The 14,812-nt window shown below is 72.3% G+C and carries 14 protein-coding genes and 1 other RNA gene; 10 read left to right on the top strand and 5 right to left on the bottom strand.

Translation table 11 applies throughout. The features are described 5' to 3' along the window. Positions 1-34 precede the first annotated feature (34 nt). A complete protein-coding gene (locus B056_RS0100990) occupies positions 35-2,305 on the bottom strand; it encodes a zinc metalloprotease (protein WP_020572248.1) in 2,271 nt (756 codons plus the stop codon). 206 nt (positions 2,306-2,511) lie between these two features. Continuing rightward, entirely contained in the window at positions 2,512-2,733 is a 222-nt protein-coding gene (locus B056_RS0100985) for a hypothetical protein (RefSeq protein WP_018500032.1), read from the bottom strand. A 174-nt stretch (positions 2,734-2,907) separates the two neighbouring features. On the opposite strand from B056_RS0100985, the gene B056_RS0100980 reads away from it, so the two are divergent. The 9 genes from B056_RS0100980 to B056_RS45885 all read left to right on the top strand — a co-directional run bounded on the left by B056_RS0100980 (position 2,908) and on the right by B056_RS45885 (position 11,456). Beyond that, positions 2,908-3,864: a Nif3-like dinuclear metal center hexameric protein gene (locus B056_RS0100980; RefSeq protein WP_018500031.1), complete on the top strand. Its 957-nt coding sequence runs from the start codon at positions 2,908-2,910 to the stop codon at positions 3,862-3,864. Positions 3,865-3,875: 11 nt separating this feature from the next. Further along, positions 3,876-4,619 (top strand): zinc ribbon domain-containing protein, encoded by a 744-nt coding sequence (locus B056_RS0100975; protein ID WP_018500030.1) that lies wholly within the window; start codon positions 3,876-3,878, stop codon positions 4,617-4,619. A gap of 226 nt (positions 4,620-4,845) precedes the next feature. Next, on the top strand, positions 4,846-5,982 hold the full coding sequence (locus tag B056_RS0100970) for a bifunctional RNase H/acid phosphatase (protein ID WP_018500029.1): 1,137 nt from the start codon (positions 4,846-4,848) through the stop codon (positions 5,980-5,982). Between the two features lie 375 nt (positions 5,983-6,357). Further along, on the top strand, positions 6,358-7,365 hold the full coding sequence (locus tag B056_RS0100965) for a hypothetical protein (RefSeq protein ID WP_018500028.1): 1,008 nt from the start codon (positions 6,358-6,360) through the stop codon (positions 7,363-7,365). A gap of 208 nt (positions 7,366-7,573) precedes the next feature. Beyond that, a complete protein-coding gene (locus B056_RS0100960; protein ID WP_018500027.1) occupies positions 7,574-8,743 on the top strand; it encodes an ABC transporter substrate-binding protein in 1,170 nt (389 codons plus the stop codon). Between the two features lie 431 nt (positions 8,744-9,174). Continuing rightward, entirely contained in the window at positions 9,175-9,699 is a 525-nt protein-coding gene (locus B056_RS0100955) for a GNAT family N-acetyltransferase (RefSeq protein WP_018500026.1), read from the top strand. Between the two features lie 162 nt (positions 9,700-9,861). Next, positions 9,862-10,599 (top strand): class I SAM-dependent methyltransferase, encoded by a 738-nt coding sequence (locus tag B056_RS40135; protein ID WP_230202754.1) that lies wholly within the window; start codon positions 9,862-9,864, stop codon positions 10,597-10,599. A gap of 190 nt (positions 10,600-10,789) precedes the next feature. Continuing rightward, the gene (locus B056_RS43835) at positions 10,790-11,092 is read left to right on the top strand and encodes a DUF6444 domain-containing protein (RefSeq protein ID WP_326828209.1); all 303 of its coding nucleotides are present in this window, start codon (positions 10,790-10,792) and stop codon (positions 11,090-11,092) included. A gap of 169 nt (positions 11,093-11,261) precedes the next feature. Continuing rightward, positions 11,262-11,456, top strand: coding sequence for a site-specific integrase (locus B056_RS45885; protein ID WP_018500023.1), 195 nt, complete (start codon positions 11,262-11,264; stop codon positions 11,454-11,456). 29 nt (positions 11,457-11,485) lie between these two features. Here B056_RS45885 and rnpB read toward each other — a convergent pair. After that, positions 11,486-11,901, bottom strand: an RNA gene (gene rnpB, locus B056_RS39190) — RNase P RNA component class A. A 120-nt stretch (positions 11,902-12,021) separates the two neighbouring features. Between rnpB and B056_RS0100935 the strand changes: the two genes are divergently transcribed. After that, complete coding sequence (locus B056_RS0100935; RefSeq protein WP_026239186.1) at positions 12,022-12,516, top strand: lipopolysaccharide assembly protein LapA domain-containing protein; 495 nt, start codon at positions 12,022-12,024, stop codon at positions 12,514-12,516. A 327-nt stretch (positions 12,517-12,843) separates the two neighbouring features. On the opposite strand, the gene B056_RS0100930 is transcribed toward B056_RS0100935, so the two are convergent. Next, positions 12,844-13,491, bottom strand: coding sequence for an MBL fold metallo-hydrolase (locus B056_RS0100930; RefSeq protein WP_018500021.1), 648 nt, complete (start codon positions 13,489-13,491; stop codon positions 12,844-12,846). Between the two features lie 161 nt (positions 13,492-13,652). Further along, the gene (locus tag B056_RS0100925; protein ID WP_026239185.1) at positions 13,653-14,753 is read right to left on the bottom strand and encodes an S-(hydroxymethyl)mycothiol dehydrogenase; all 1,101 of its coding nucleotides are present in this window, start codon (positions 14,751-14,753) and stop codon (positions 13,653-13,655) included. Between the last annotated feature and the right edge of the window lie 59 nt (positions 14,754-14,812).

Below are 14,812 nucleotides of genomic sequence, written 5' to 3'. Positions count from 1 at the left end.
CCGAGCCGGTCCCGCGGCGACCCGGTACGTCCCGTCAGAAGACGCGCCGCGGCGCGGACCACACGGCCGCGGCGCCCGAGCGGTACAGCAGATACAGCCGGTTCGCGACCCGGGCCAGCACCTCGAGGTTTCCGTCGTAGTTGCTCTGGATCATCGAGACGGCGTCCACATGCCCCAGTTCCGCCGCGAACGGGCGGGGCCCGCTCCACACCGGTTCGGCGCGGTTGTTGTCGCGGAAGAAGTGGATCAGCCCGGTCCCCGCGGACGGCACCACGACCTCGAAGTTGCGCGCGCCCGGGAACACGCTCTGGATCAGTGCCGGGTTGCCGGACACGCCCTCGGCGAACACGCCCCCGGTGCGCCAGACGGCCGCCTGGTCGCGGGTCAGGTGGACGAGCCGGGTGCCCACCAGGGCGACGGCCTCCAACAGTCCGGCCCCGCCGCCGAGCGTCCCGTGGATCAGGCTGATCGCGTCGACCCGTCCCAGGTTGGCGGCGAACAGCTTCGGCGCGCTCCACGGGTAGCCGTAGACGTCGTGGTTGCGCCACAGGTGCATGATGCCGACATCGGCGGCCGGGGCCAGCAGCTCGAAGTTGCCCTTGCCGCCCAGTCGGCTCTGCACCAGGGACGGGACCCCGCCGACGCCCTGGGCGAGCTGGACGGGGGCGCGCCACTGGAACGCCCCGGTGCTGTCCCGCCACAGGAAGAACAGCCGCGAGCCCGAGCGGACGACGACCTCCAGCGGGCCCGGGTTCGCCAGCGTGCTCTGCACCATCGTCACGGCATCCACCCGGCCGAGCGCCTGCGCGGTCTGCCACGGGTCCCGCCACGGTGAGCCGGCGGCGTCGTTCTCCCGCCAGACGTGGGTGAGGCCGGCGTAGGCCGACGGCGCGACGACGTCGAAGTTGCCCCGACCGCCCAGGCCCTTCACCTGGACGAGCACCGGGTTGCCGCTCACACCGTGGCCCCAGCCGAGGTGCGCGGGCGTGTACCGGCACAGGGCGAACGTGTTGGCCCGCATCAGGCAGTCGACCGGCGCGGGCGCGCAGGAGTCGCAGTTGCCGTTGGGCACCCCGTACCGGCCCCAGCTTCCGCCGCAGTCGCAGCCGGCGCCGCCGTACTCGTCCGGCGCCCCGAAGATGTGGCCGGTCTCGTGCGCGAAGACCCGGTCGATGTTGTCCGGGCCCCAGCCGTCGGCGTCGGCGGCGAGCACCATGCGCGGGCCGCCGATCGACGCGTAGGCGAAGTGGCCGAGCGGGTACTTCGTGACGAACGCGCAGTAGGCCCACCGGGTGCCCAGCCGGGCCCGCAGCGCCTCGACGTAGTCGTAGACGCCGTCGAAGTTCGCCGAGTAGCCGAGCCGGCTCATCGTGGGGTCGCGCCAGAGGGCCTCGAGGTCGGTCACGCCCGGGTTGGCGGGGGTGGGCAGCCGGACGATCTGGATGTCGTAGCTGAACGTCAGCTCGGCGGCCGGGTTCTGCGTCGCGTACCAGGACAGGCCGTTCTGCACCTCGGCCACGATCTTCGTGCGTTCCGCGGCGGAGAGCTGCAGGGCCGGGGTCGGCCCCTCGACGAGGATGAGCCCGACCGCGACCGAGCCCTCCAGGTAGCTGCTCAGCGGGCCGGTGGACGGCGCGCCGGCCGGGCTCGTCCCGGCGGTGTCCGCCGCGTCGGCCGCCCCCGCCGGGCCGGGCCCGGTCGCGTCCGGCCCCGAGGCGTCCGCTCCGAGCCCGTTGAGCAGGGAGCGCACGGTGGGGGCGAGCGGGGCCGTGTCCGGGCCCGCCGAGCCGCGCGGCGGCGCGATGTCCGTGCACGGCCGGTTCATGTCCCAGGGGGCGGCGTCGCGTGGCCGGGAGCGCTTGCGCCGGCGGTAGTCGTCGCCCGCGCGCAGGCGGAACGCCTCGACCCCGAGCGCCTCGGTGCGGTTCAGCCCGCCGGGCAGGCTCAGCGTCGACACGACGGTCCCGTCCACCGGGGCGACACCCGCGGACACGCCGCGGGCGGTCGCCACGGCCGCGGTCGCCAGCGGCCGGCCGACGACCCGGACGCGGCCGTAGTGGTGGATCGCGCGCTCCCGGTGCCGGGGGTCCTCGGTCACGTCCTGGGTGCCGGGGCCGTCCGGGTCGCGCTGTCCGGCGTCCCCGGCCGGGCCGGTTCCGGCGCCGGAACCTCCCGGGAGCTCACCCACGGCGTCGCCGGCGGCGTCTTCCACCGGACCGACCAGGCCGCGCCGCGCGTCCGCCTCGGGGCCGGGGTCATCCAGCGTGATGAGGATCCGCTCGTCGGCCGGTACGTCCCCCGCCATGGCTAATCGGGTGTCCTTTCGTAGAGAATGCTCTGCGGAGTTGTATCGCGTTGCGTCGACGTTGTTGCCGGATTCCTGGTGATGGCAGTGACCGCCCGCGGCGCGAGCAGGCGTGCTCGCACCGTTGTCCGCTTCGTGTGTCCCGCCGCGCTGTGGGTCCCGCCGTGGACGTCCGGGCGCCGTCGAGGGCGACCCGACGCCGGGGGTTACTGGGGCAGCCGCTGCCCGGGGTTGAACGCCGGCGGCGCCGGGGGCGCCGGCGGGCCCTGCTGCCAGGAGCTGCCGACGGCGAGCCGCTCCGGCGCCGCCATGGCGTCGGCGACCTTGCCCATCAGCGCCTCCACCAGCCGTACGGCCTGCGGGGTCGCCAGGTTCAGGACGATCTCCGAATCCCCGGCGATCTGGAACCGTACCGACACGTCAGCCATTGCTAGAGCTCCTTCTCCACGGCGTGGTAACCCCGTGCGGACGTCCTACGCCAGGGGTGACGTTACGGGTCATGCCAGGACGAAGTGACGGCACCCGGTCCGGAACCGGCGCGACGGCTACCGGTCGACCCGGCCGGCTGACCGTCCGCTGACCATCCGAGTAGGGTCGCGGGGATGACCTCCGTTGGTGCGACGGTCCGTGACTGCGTCTCCGTTCTCGAAGCATGCTTCCCGCCGGCATGGGCGGAGTCGTGGGACGCGGTGGGCCTCTCGGTCGGTGACCTGGACGCCCCGGTGACCGACGTCCTGTTCGCGGTCGATCCGACGCCCGCCGTGGCGGCCGAGGCGGCGGGCGGGGCCCAGCTGCTGGTCACCCACCACCCCCTGTTCCTGCGCGGCGCGCACACCGTCGCCGAGTCGACCGCCGGTGGGCGCGTGGTGGCGACCCTGGTCCGGGCCGGAGTCGCGCTGTTCACCGCGCACACCAACGCCGATGTGGCCGACCCGGGGGTCAGCGACGCGCTGGCCGCCGCGCTCGGCCTGCGCGAGGTCCACCCGCTGGCGGCCGGGTCGACCGGCGCGGGCGCCCGCGCCGACGCGCGGGCCCGCGGGCGGACCGACGCCGGCACCGAGTGCCGAGGCCTGGGCCGGGTCGGCGTCCTGCCGGCCCCCGAGCCGCTCGGCGCCTTCTGCGAACGGGTGGCTCGGGCCCTGCCGGCGACCGCCGGCGGCGTGCGGGCGACCGGTCCGGCGGACCGGCGGGTCCACCGGGTGGCCGTCTGCGGGGGCGCGGGTGGCGAACTCGCCGCCGCCGCCGCGGCGGCCGGGGCGGACGTCCTGGTGACCGCGGACGGCCGGCACCATCACACGCTCGACGCGGTCGGCGCCCACCCGCTCGCCGTCGTCGACGTGGCGCACTGGGCCAGCGAGTGGCCCTGGCTCGCCGGGGCCGCCGACCGGCTGCACGCCGGCCTCGCGGCCCGGGGACGTACGGTGAGCACTTCGGTGTCCACCCTTGTCACCGATCCCTGGCAGCTGCATGTGAGCGCCGCGCCCGCGTGGCGCGAGCCCGTCACCGGTCTGCCAGTCCCATCCCATGCGCCCGGCGCTCGCCGGGAAGAAAGGCTCTAGGCGAGGAGTCCATGAAGGCCGATCCCGCAACCCAGCTTCGCCTCCTCGACCTGCAGGCGCTGGACACCGCGCTCGACCGGCTCGCCGTGCGCCGTCGCGGCCTGCCCGAGCTCGCGACCATCGCCGAGCGTTCCGAGGCTCTCGACCGGCTCGACTCGGACATCGTCCGGGTACGGACGGAGATCGCCGACATCGGCCGCGCCCAACAGAAGCTCGAGAACGAGATCGAGCTCGTCCGCGGCCGCGCCGACCGGGACCGTTCCCGGCTCGAGTCCGGTCAGGTCGCCAATCCGCGCGAGCTGGAGAACCTGCAGGCCGAACTCGCCTCGCTGGCCCGCCGGCAGGGCGTCCTCGAGGACGAGGCCCTCGAGCGGATGGAGGCCGTCGACGCGCTGGAGAGCCGGCTGGCCGGCCTGGTCGCCGAACAGGAGCGGGTCGCCGACGAGCGCCGGGCCGCCGAGGAGCGGCGCGACGAGCAGTTCGGCGAGATCGACGCCGAGGCCGCGAAGCGGCGCGCCGAACGTGACGCCCTCGCGCCGGCCCTGCCCGAGCCGCTGGTCGTCCTGTACGAGCGGGTCCGCGGCTCCTCCGGTGGGGTGGGTGCCGCCGCGCTGGTCCGCCGCCGCTGCGAGGGCTGCCACCTGGAGCTCTCCGGCGGGGACCTGCGGGCCGTGGCCGCCGCCCCGGCCGACGAGGTCGTGCGGTGCGAGGAGTGCCGCCGCATCCTGGTCCGAACGGCCGAGGCGGGGTTGTGAGCATCCGGTGACCTCGCGTTCACCGTCCGCTCGTCGGGTGCTCACCGCCCGCTGGCGTCGTGCGCCTGGCCGCCCGCTGTCCACCCGGCCGGGCGGCCGGTAAAGTCTCCTATCCCCCCCGAGGGGTGGACGGAGCCCCTCGCGGGAGCCGGCCGAGCGGACTCGCGGGAGCCGGACGAGCAGCGGCCGGGCGAGTGGCGGCCGGACGAGCAGAGGGAGTGGCGGCATGAGCGCTGGGCGCAGACTGGTCGTCGAGGCCGACGGAGGATCCCGCGGAAACCCCGGACCCGCCGGGTACGGCGCGCTCGTCCGGGACGCCGGCACCGGCGAGGTGCTGGCCGAGCGGGCCGCCTCGATCGGGACGGCCACCAACAACGTCGCCGAGTACGAGGGCCTGCTCGCCGGCCTGCGGGCCGCCGCGGAGCTCGACCCGGGCGCCGACGTCGAGGTCCGGATGGACTCCAAGCTCGTCGTCGAGCAGATGAGCGGCCGGTGGAAGATCAAGCACCCGTCGATGCGCCCCCTGGCGGCCCAGGCCACCGAGATCGCCGCGCGGCTCGGCCGGGTCCGGTTCGTCTGGGTGCCCAGGGCCCGCAACGGCGACGCCGACCGGCTGGCGAACGAGGCGATGGACGCCGCCGCCGCCGGCCGGACCTGGGAGCCCGCCGTCCCGCAGTCGCCCGACCCGCTGCCGCACCAGGCGCCCACCACGAACCGGCTCTCCGGCTGGATGGCGCCGCCCGCCCCGCCGATCACGACCGTGCTGCTCCGCCACGGTCAGACGCCGCTGTCGGTGGAGAAGCGGTTCAGCGGAACCGTGGAGGCCTCGCTCACCGACCTGGGGCTCGAGCAGGCCGCCGCCGCCGCGGACCGGCTGCGCGGCGAGCCGTTCGACGCCGTGATCAGCTCGCCGCTCAAGCGCGCCCGGCAGACCGCGGACGCCCTGGGCCGCGACTACCTGATCGACGAGGACCTGCGCGAGACCGACTTCGGCGCGTGGGAGGGGATGACGTTCGCCGAGGTCCGCGAGCGTTTCCCGGACGAGCTGAACGCCTGGCTCGCCGACCCCGCGGTGCCGCCGCCGGGCGGGGAGAGCCTGCTGAGCACGGTGGCCCGCGTCGCGACGGCCCGGGACCGGATCATGGCCCAGTATCCCGGCGGGCGGGTCCTCGTGGTCTCACACGTCACCCCGATCAAGGGGCTCACCCAGCTCGCGCTCGCCGCCGAGCCGGCCGTGCTCTACCGGCTGCACCTGGACCTGGTGTCGATCACCACTGTCGACTGGTACTCGGACGGGCCCGCGGTGCTGCGGGGCTTCAACGACACCCACCACGTCGCCCACCTGGTCATCCCCGGAGAGTAGGCCGCCGGGCAGGTTTCCTTCACAGGCACGGCCGGGTCCTTCCCGGCGAGTCGCACACGGGTGGTTCCGGTTCGCCACCCGCCTTCGCCACCTGCTCGGGCTCCGGGTGGAACACCCTCGGGTGTTCCACCCGGAGCCCGACTGCGTTCCCGGACCGCTCGGGCTGAACCGCTGGGGACGGGACCTGCCGGGACGGGGCGGTCGGACACGCATACACATGCTGGCAGGGCCGAACTGTGTCCCTGTGTGGTACCTGAGGGTGACGGGACGCCTGCGATCTCCCAGGATTCGGGACATGTGCCAAGCACGGGGGTCTTGGATCATCCCACCCGTCGGATCCAGCGGAGCTGGTGGACGAAGTAGAGGACGCAAACGATGGGCGCCAGCTCGCGGCGTCGACTCATCGCGGTCGGCTTCCTGTTCCCGCTCGACCTGCTCATCCCGCGAGGCGGCGGGATGAGTCCGTCCAGCGATGTGCTCGACCACCTCGACGACCGGGTCGCCCAGCTCACCGCGGGCTACGAGCGGGCCCCGATCGGGGCGACCGCCGTCCACCTGCGCCGTCACCTCCCTGCGGTCCGCTCGCTGCTGCAGCGGGATGTCGTCCCGCAGGCGACGCGGCTGCGGCTGCACCGGGCCGCCGGCCGGCTCGTCGCCCTCTGGGCGACCACCCGGCACGACCTCGGTGACCTGCCCGGCGCCGTCCTCGCCTTCGAGGAGGCCTTCGCGCACGCCGCCGAGGCCCGCGACCAGGAGCTGATGTGCTGGGTGCGGCTGTGGCAGTCGTCGCTGGCACGCAAGGCCGGCCGGCCGGTGGACGCGGTCGCGCTCGCGGCGTCGGGTGCCGCCCTGGTCGGCCGCGGGAGCCCGGCCGCCGGCCGTGCCGCCGCCATCGAGGCCCGCGCGCACGGCACTCTCGGCGACCGGTGGGCGGTGCACGAGGCGGTCGGCCGGGCCTGGAGCATCGCGGGAGCACTGAGCGCCGAACAGCTCGGCCGCCCCGGGTTCTCGATCGACACGCTCCATGTGCTGACGCTGTCCGAGCTGTCGGCGGCCGCGTATGTCGAGCTCGGCATGCCGGGCGCGGCGAGCGTCTACACCGACGCGGCGATCCACCACCTGGACGCCGTCGGCGCCACCGGGCTCCGCTCGATGACCCGGATCGCCGCGGCCACCGCGGCGGCCAAGCGGCGCGACCTCGACCATGCCGTCGCACTGGTCGACGAGGCGCTGAACATCTCCCGGCACCGCCCGAGCACCGTCATCGCCGGGCGCGCCCAGCGTTTCGTCGGGGAGGCCCGCGGCTACACCGGCTGGCACTCCTCCCTCGACGACCTCGACGAGCGTCTCCGGACCTGGCGCTCACCCCGTCTTGCTATCTGAGCCTGCGTTCCGTATCCAGGGCCTTCCTAAGCGTGTTCCAGCGGTGCCTCCTTGTCGGCCGAATCGGGTCGATAATTTAGACGGAGTACAATTTTTTGAGGAATGGTCGGTGCGGCTGGTCGCGCCGTGAATGCCATCCCTCGGTTTGTCTTCCGTGGAGGAAAGTGTGGGCTTAGGTCGCGTCAGGACGCTGTCGGGATTTGCGGCCGTGATCGTCGCCGCCGGGCTGGCGAGCTGCTCCCCGGGTTCGAGTGCCGAGAGCCCGCGGGCCGCCTGTGTCAGCCCCGGGGTGACGTCCGACCAGGTCAAGCTCGGTCTGGTCTACTCGGAGTCGGGCATGGGAAGCAGCGCGATCGCCTCGGCCCGGTCCGGAGTGGACGCCAGAATCGGCCTGGTCAATGCCGAGGGTGGGATACATGGCCGCAAAGTCGTCTATGAGTGGCGTGACGACACGAATATCCCCGCCCAGAGCGCCACCGTGACCGAGGAACTCCTCCGGGAGGAGGGCGTCTTCGGTCTCGTGACGGTCACCACCGCCCTCGGTAACTCGCTGGAAAGCCTTGCGGCGCAGAAGGTTCCCGTCGTCGGCTTCGGGCTGCAGTCCTGGGCCGAATACCCGAACCTGTTCGCCGACATGTACGAGGCCTCCCCGGAGACCGTCGGGCGTTACGTCCAGGCCAACGGCGGCCGGAAGGTCGGCATCCTGACCACGGGAACTCCGGCGTCCACGGTCGGCGCCGTCACGTGGTACCGGAGCGCGTTCCAGTCGATCGGGCTGGCCTCGACCGACGCCATCTCCTACGCCCGCGGCGGTGACAGCCCGGCCCGGGTGGTCCGAGAGCTGACCGCCGCCGGCGCCGACTCGCTGATCGGTTTCACCACCCCCGAGGACATCGCCGACGTCGTGCGGGCGGCCCGCGAGGCGAACCTCAGACTCGCCACCGTCGTCTCGTTCACCGGCTACGACAGCGAGGTGCTGCCCGTGCTCGGACGTGAGCTCGCGGGTGTCTCCTTCCCCGTGTACTTCCGGCCCTTCGAGACCGGTGGCGCCGCCCTCGACCGCTACCGCACGGCGATGACCCGTTACGCGCCGGAGACCGTCAAGCCCGACCAGCAGTTCGCCCTGCACGCGTACGTCTACACCGACATGTTCCTGCGCGGGCTCGACCTGGCCGGCGACTGCCCCACCCGCGAGGGCTTCATCGGCGCGCTGCGGAAGGTCACCAGCTACGACGCGGGCGGCCTGATCGAACCCGTCAACCTGGCCGCCAACAGCACACAGCCGCTCACCTGCTACGCCTTCGTCCAGATCAATCCGACCGGGACCGCGTTCCAGATCACCAACGCCCACCTCTGCGCCGACGGCACCGCCGGCTGACCGGTGTCGTGGCGGTGGTCCGCCACCGCGCCGAAGTGAGCCGCCTCAGCCACGCGACACCGCTGAGGCGGCTCACTTCGGCGCGATCGCCGTGAGGCGATCGCCGGGTGGGGCGAGGCGGGCGAGTCGGCCTGTATGCCGGGTTCTGTGGCAGGGGGTCCGGAGACCTGCGGAAACGGCCCGATCATGCCTCTGGTCTGGACCTTCGCTCGCGGTGACGCACCCGCTGGGAACGCGGCCGGAACCCGAAGAAGCGGCGCGCCTCGCGACGTCCGCGCTGGACGGCGTCGCAGTACCCACGCACACGATCACAGGCAAGATTCATCGGATTGGCATCCTGTTCGCTGACGACTATCGGTGTATCCCCGAAGTCGCCGCGTTCACGGACGTATACCGATCTCTCCCGGCTCTGCCGTCCGGCGGAGGCCGCGGTGAACATCCCGACTCTCACCACCGGCCGGCTGACGCTCCGGCCAGTCGCCCGCGACGACCTCGACACCTACACCGAGATCTGGGTCGACGAGGAGTTCGCCCGGCACATCGGCGGCCCGCTCGACGGGCACAGCATGTGGCACAATCTCGCCGGAAATCTCGGCTGCTGGGCTCTGGAAGGCGTCGGCCCCTGGTCCGTCATCGAGAACGAGACCGGGCACCTAGTCGGCCGCGCCGGACTGTGGGTGGAACCCGGCTGGCCGGGCATCGAGGCAGTCTGGTTTGTCGGTCGATCCTGGTGGGGCCGCGGGTACGCCACCGAGGCCGCGAACATCGCTGCCGCCTGGGTGTTTACCCAGCGGCCGGAGCTACCCGAGGTTGTCTCAGTGATCCGCCCGGAGAATACGGCCTCGATCAAGGTCGCGCAGCGGCTCGGAATGCGCTACGACCGGAGCGAGCACCTCCACGGCGGCGACAAGGGCATCTACATGATCAGCCGCGCTGCTTGGGTCGCCCGCGGCTAGTGCCGCATCAGGCTGCGTCGGCCCGGTCGACGACCCGCTTTTGAGTATGGTCGTTCCGCCGGACGATGTAGCGGCAGATCATGCTGGCCTGGGCGCGGTGGTTGCGATGGTCGGTGCCGCCGAGCGTGAAGCGGATGATCCGGGATGGGGAGTGTCGCTGACGTGTGGAAAGGCGAGAATTATGACAAGGTTGCGAGCCCCCAGCATCGGTGGGGCCTAGATGTTCTCGACAGGATCTCCGGTACGCCGATCACGCGGGTGCTCGACGCGGGATGCGGTTCTGGTCGAGTAACCGAGGCTCTTCTCGAACGATTTCCGGATGCCGAGGTAGTCGCCGTCGACAGCTCCGACAGCATGCTCGCGGCCGCGGACAAAAGGTTGTCTGCGTATGGCGAAAGGTGCACGCTCCGTGAGGTCGATCTTGAGGATGGAAACGCGGTGCGGAACCTCGGTATGTTCGATGCTGCAGTGTCTACTGGCGCCTTGCATTGGGTCCGCGACCATGAGGCCATTTTTCGAGACCTACATCAGATCTTAAAAAGTGGTGGAATTCTCGCCTGCCAGTCAGGTGGCCGGGGGAGTGTTCGGGCGGTTCGTGATGTCCTCCTCGACCTAGGGGTGGATTGGCGACCGTATAACTGTTACGCGAGCCCAGAAGAATCCGAACGGCGACTCGTTGCCGCGGGCTACGAGGGCATCAGCTGCTGGTCGACCAATGAAATCGTGCGTTTCGACGACACGAGCGATCTCATCTCGTATGTCCTGAACGGGGTGATCGCGCCTTACGTCGGCGAATTCTCATCGGATGATCGGCTGCGACTCGCGAGAAAAATTGTCGCTCGGTTACCCGATCCTCAACTCGAATTTGTACGGCTCAACATCCAGGCGCGTACCTGGTGACGTGGTACCGGTCAGCTCTCGTAGGTCGTTTGTTTTTGGTTCCCCGGCTGGCGGGGACTCTTTGATGGCTTGATGGTCCTGGGGCGTTGGTGTGGCACGGTTGATCGGATCGCAGGGTCCGGGTGCGTCCGATGATCCGCCCGCGTCGCCCGCGTCGCCGGTGCCGTCGTAGGACGAGCTCGCGGCGCTGGTGGTGGAGCGGGCGGGCCTGATCGCGCGGTCGCGGGCCGAGTTGGAACAGGCTCGGGCGCGGATCGCCGAGTTGGAGCCGCGGGTCGCGAAGACGTCGCGGAACTCGGCGAAGCCACCGAGGTCGGACGGGCTGGCGAAACCCGCGCCGAAGTCGCTGCGGAAGAAGACCGGCCGGCGGCCCGGTGGGCAGGCGGGCATCCGGGATCGACGCTGCGGATGGTCACCGATCCTGACGTGCGTGTGCGGTATGAGCCGGGGCCGTGCGCAGGGGGCGGGACGTCGCTGGCGGGCCAGCCGGTGACCCGGACCGAACACCGGCCGGTGTCCGACCTGCTCGAGCTACGCCCGCGCGTGATGGACACCCGCAACCAGCTAATCCAAGATCAGAAAAGCGCCTGACCGGTTACGGCGAGTACACCGAGCGTGCGACCGGCGTCGACTTCCACGAGCTCCGGCACTACTACGCGCGCTTGCTGATCTTCGCGGGCGAGAACGTGAGGGTCGGCCAGGCCCGGCTTGGCCACAAGAGCGCGATGGAGACGCTGGATACGTACGGTCATCTCTGGCCCGACGCGGCGGACGCCACCCGGACCGCCGTGGCCGCGGTGCTGGGGACGGCCCTTCTGGCTGAGATGGGCCAGGAACGGCCCGGGGTGGGCGGCTGAACCCCCGCTGCGGGTCGGCGGGGGTGGGGCGGACGAGCTGGCCTGTACGCCGGGTTCTGTTCCGGGTCGCCTTGCGGCTCGCCGGTGACGGTCATCTATCTAGGGCCGCCGTTGCCGACGGCCTCCAGCGGCCTACCCGCAGGCTCGGGCGAGCAGCCCTCAGACGCCTGCGCAGCCCGCGACCGTGACCGGCCGGGGCCTCTTGGCCTTGCTCCGGGTGGGGTTTACCTAGCCGCCCGGGTCACCCCGGGCGCTGGTGCGCTCTTACCGCACCGTTTCACCCTTACCGGCGTCATGACGGCGCCGGCGGTCTGTTCTCTGTGGCACTGTCCCGCGGGTCACCCCGGGTGGGTGTTACCCACCACCCCGCCCTGTGGAGCCCGGACGTTCCTCGGCGGCACCCGGGCTCGCGCCCCGGTACCGACGCGACCGTCCGGCCAACTCGTCCGCGCTGTTCAGCATATGGCACCGGCCGTCCTAGACTTCGGGCACGGGGCGCGGCGGCCCGGGGGCGACTCCGGGGCCGCGCGGCCCACAGATATCGGGGACGGGCAGGGGGCGGGCGATGACGGCACCACAGCAGCCAGGTGGCGGAGGCGAGCAGCCGCGACCGGTGACCGCCGGACCGGCCGCGGGCGTTCCGGTCGGTGGCCCGCCGAGCTCCGCCCCGGGGGCGTATCCACCAGCCGGTGTGGTTCCGGTGGCGCCCGGCGCAGTCGCGCCGGCCGCGCCCGGAACGGTTCCCGGCGCGCCCGGGCCCGGTACCGGGCCCACCGGCGGTGGGCCCGGCCGGCCCGGCCGCCGGGGCGTCGCCTACTCGACCTACGCGATCACCGTGCTGGTGCTGCTGATCGCGATCGCGGTCATCGTGTTCGTGGTGAAGAACGACCAGCGGGTGAGTATCTGGCTGTTCGGGTCGACACAGGTGATGTCGGTGGCCGCCGCGCTGGCCGCCTCCGCCGCGGCGGGGTTGCTGGTCGGGCTCCTGATCGGCGTGATCCCGCAGATCAGGCTGCGCCGGCAGCTGCGCCAGTTCCGTCGGGAGGACCGCGCCGCCTGAGCCGCCCGGCTTTCGCCGGCCATCGTGATCTGCCCGGTTTCAGTGGGCTTCGGGTTCGCGCCGACCGGCGTTTCGTCACCGGTGATGCCCGGATGAATACGAAGGCGCTCAGCCCGGCGGATACGGCGCCTGAAGGCACCTGAACGCTGATCTGATCCCGGCTTTGATCGACTCTCGTCCCGACTCTCATCGAGACTCTGATCCCGACTCTGATCTGTCGCGAGTCCCGGCGGGAAATCGCGCGGGAACAGTCCCCGCACGGTGATCGACGGCACCGGAATAGCTCCGGAAACGGGTCGCCCGGGACTGCCGGCCGACCAGTGGCGGTCAGTGGCCGCGGCGTACCCAGTCGTCGTAGTCCACGGCTTCCTCGCCGACGGTCGTGTCGTCGCCGTGGCCGGTGTGCACGACCGTTCCGGAGGGCAGGGTGAGCAGCTTCGCCCGGATGGACGCCAGGATGGTCGGGAAGTCGGAGAACGACCGGCCGGTCGCCCCCGGGCCGCCGCGGAACAGGGTGTCCCCGCTGAAGAGCACGGGGTCGCCGTTGATCTCCCCGAACAGGCTGACGCCGCCCGGGGAGTGGCCGGGGGTGTGCAGCACGCGCAGGGAACCGCCCGGGATCGGGATCACCTGGCCGTCACGCAGCGCCTCGTCCGGCCCTCGCTCGGGGTAGACCTGCCGCCACAGCGCCGCGTCGGCCGGGTGCAGCGCGATCGGGGCGCGCACCCGGTCGGCCAGCTCGGCGGCCGCGTTGATGTGGTCGTTGTGGCCGTGCGTCGCGATGATCAGCGACACCCGCCGGCCGTCCACCGCCGCCTCGATGACGGACGGGTCGTGCGCCGCGTCGACGACGACCACCGACCGCTCGTCGCCGACGAGCCACACGTTGTTGTCGACGGTGAACGACTGGCCGTCGAGGGTGAAGTCGCCGCGGGTGATCACCCGATCGATCCGTTGACCGCCGCTGACCGCCACAGGGAACTCCTCTCCGCGCCGGTTCGTGCACCGGCCGACCCGGCACGACCGTACCCGTCCGGCCTGCCCCCGAGGCACCTCGTCGGCCCGCCGTACCCGTCCGGATTCACCGGAACGGGAGGGCGCCCAGGATCAGGACGACGCGCGGATCAGGGCCACGCTCAGATCAGGACGACGCTGCGCAGCACGTCACCGCGCCGCATCCGCTCGAACGCCCGCTCGACGTCGCCGATGCCGACCGTCTCGGTGACGAACGCGGCCAGGTCGAGCCGGCCGCCGCGGTGCAGGTCGATGATGATCGGGAAATCCCTGGTCGGGAGGCAGTCGCCGTACCAGGACGACGCCAGCGAACCGCCACGGCTGAACACCTCGATGAGCGGCAGCTCGACGGTCATCGACGGGTCGGGCACGCCGACGAGCACCAGCCGCCCGGCCAGGTCGCGGGAGAAGAAGGCCTGCCGGTAGGTCTCGGGCCGGCCGACCGCCTCGATCACGACGTCCGCCCCGTTGCCGCCGGTCAGCGCCCGCACGGCCTCCACCGGGTCCACGCTCCGGGAGTTCACCACGTCGGTCGCGCCGAACCCGCGGGCCCACTCGAGTTTGCGGTCGTCCACGTCCACGGCGATTATCCGGCGCGCGCCGGCGACCGACGCGCCGGCGATGGCCGCGTCGCCGACCCCGCCGCAGCCGAAGACCGCGACCGTCTCCCCGCGGGTGACCCGTCCGGTGTTCACCGCGGCGCCGAAGCCGGCCATGACCCCGCAGCCGATCAGGCCCGCGGCCTGCGGCGGGACGGCCGGGTCGACCTTGACGCACTGCCCGGCGGCCACCAGCGTCAGCGGCGTGAAGGCGCCGATGCCCAGCGCGGGGGCGAGCGGGGTGCCGTCCTGCAGGGTCATCGGGTTGACGGCGTTGCGGGAGTCGAAGCAGTACCAGGGCGCTCCGCGCAGGCACGACCGGCACGTCCCGCACGGCGCCCGCCAGGCCAGCACCACGTAGTCACCCGGGGCGACCGAGGTGACCCCCTCGCCGACGGCCTCGACCGTCCCGGCCGCCTCGTGGCCGAGCAGGAAGGGGTAGTCGTCGTTGATCGCGCCCTCGCGGTAGTGCAGGTCGGTGTGGCACACCCCGCACGCCTGCACCCGGACCCGGGCCTCCCCGGGGCCCGGCGGGGGCACGACGATCCGCGTCAGCGCCACCGGCGCGCCCTTCTCGACCGCGACGACCGCCTCCACCGTCACTGCCTGCGGGCCATCCGTCATGGCACTCCCTTTCACCGTCGCCGGGTAACCACATCGCCGTGTCACCACCGGCTCATCTG

The sequence above is a fragment of the Parafrankia discariae genome (assembly GCF_000373365.1).
Lineage (GTDB): Bacteria > Actinomycetota > Actinomycetes > Frankiales > Frankiaceae > Parafrankia > Parafrankia discariae.
This window is presented reverse-complemented; position numbering and strand designations above follow the sequence as displayed.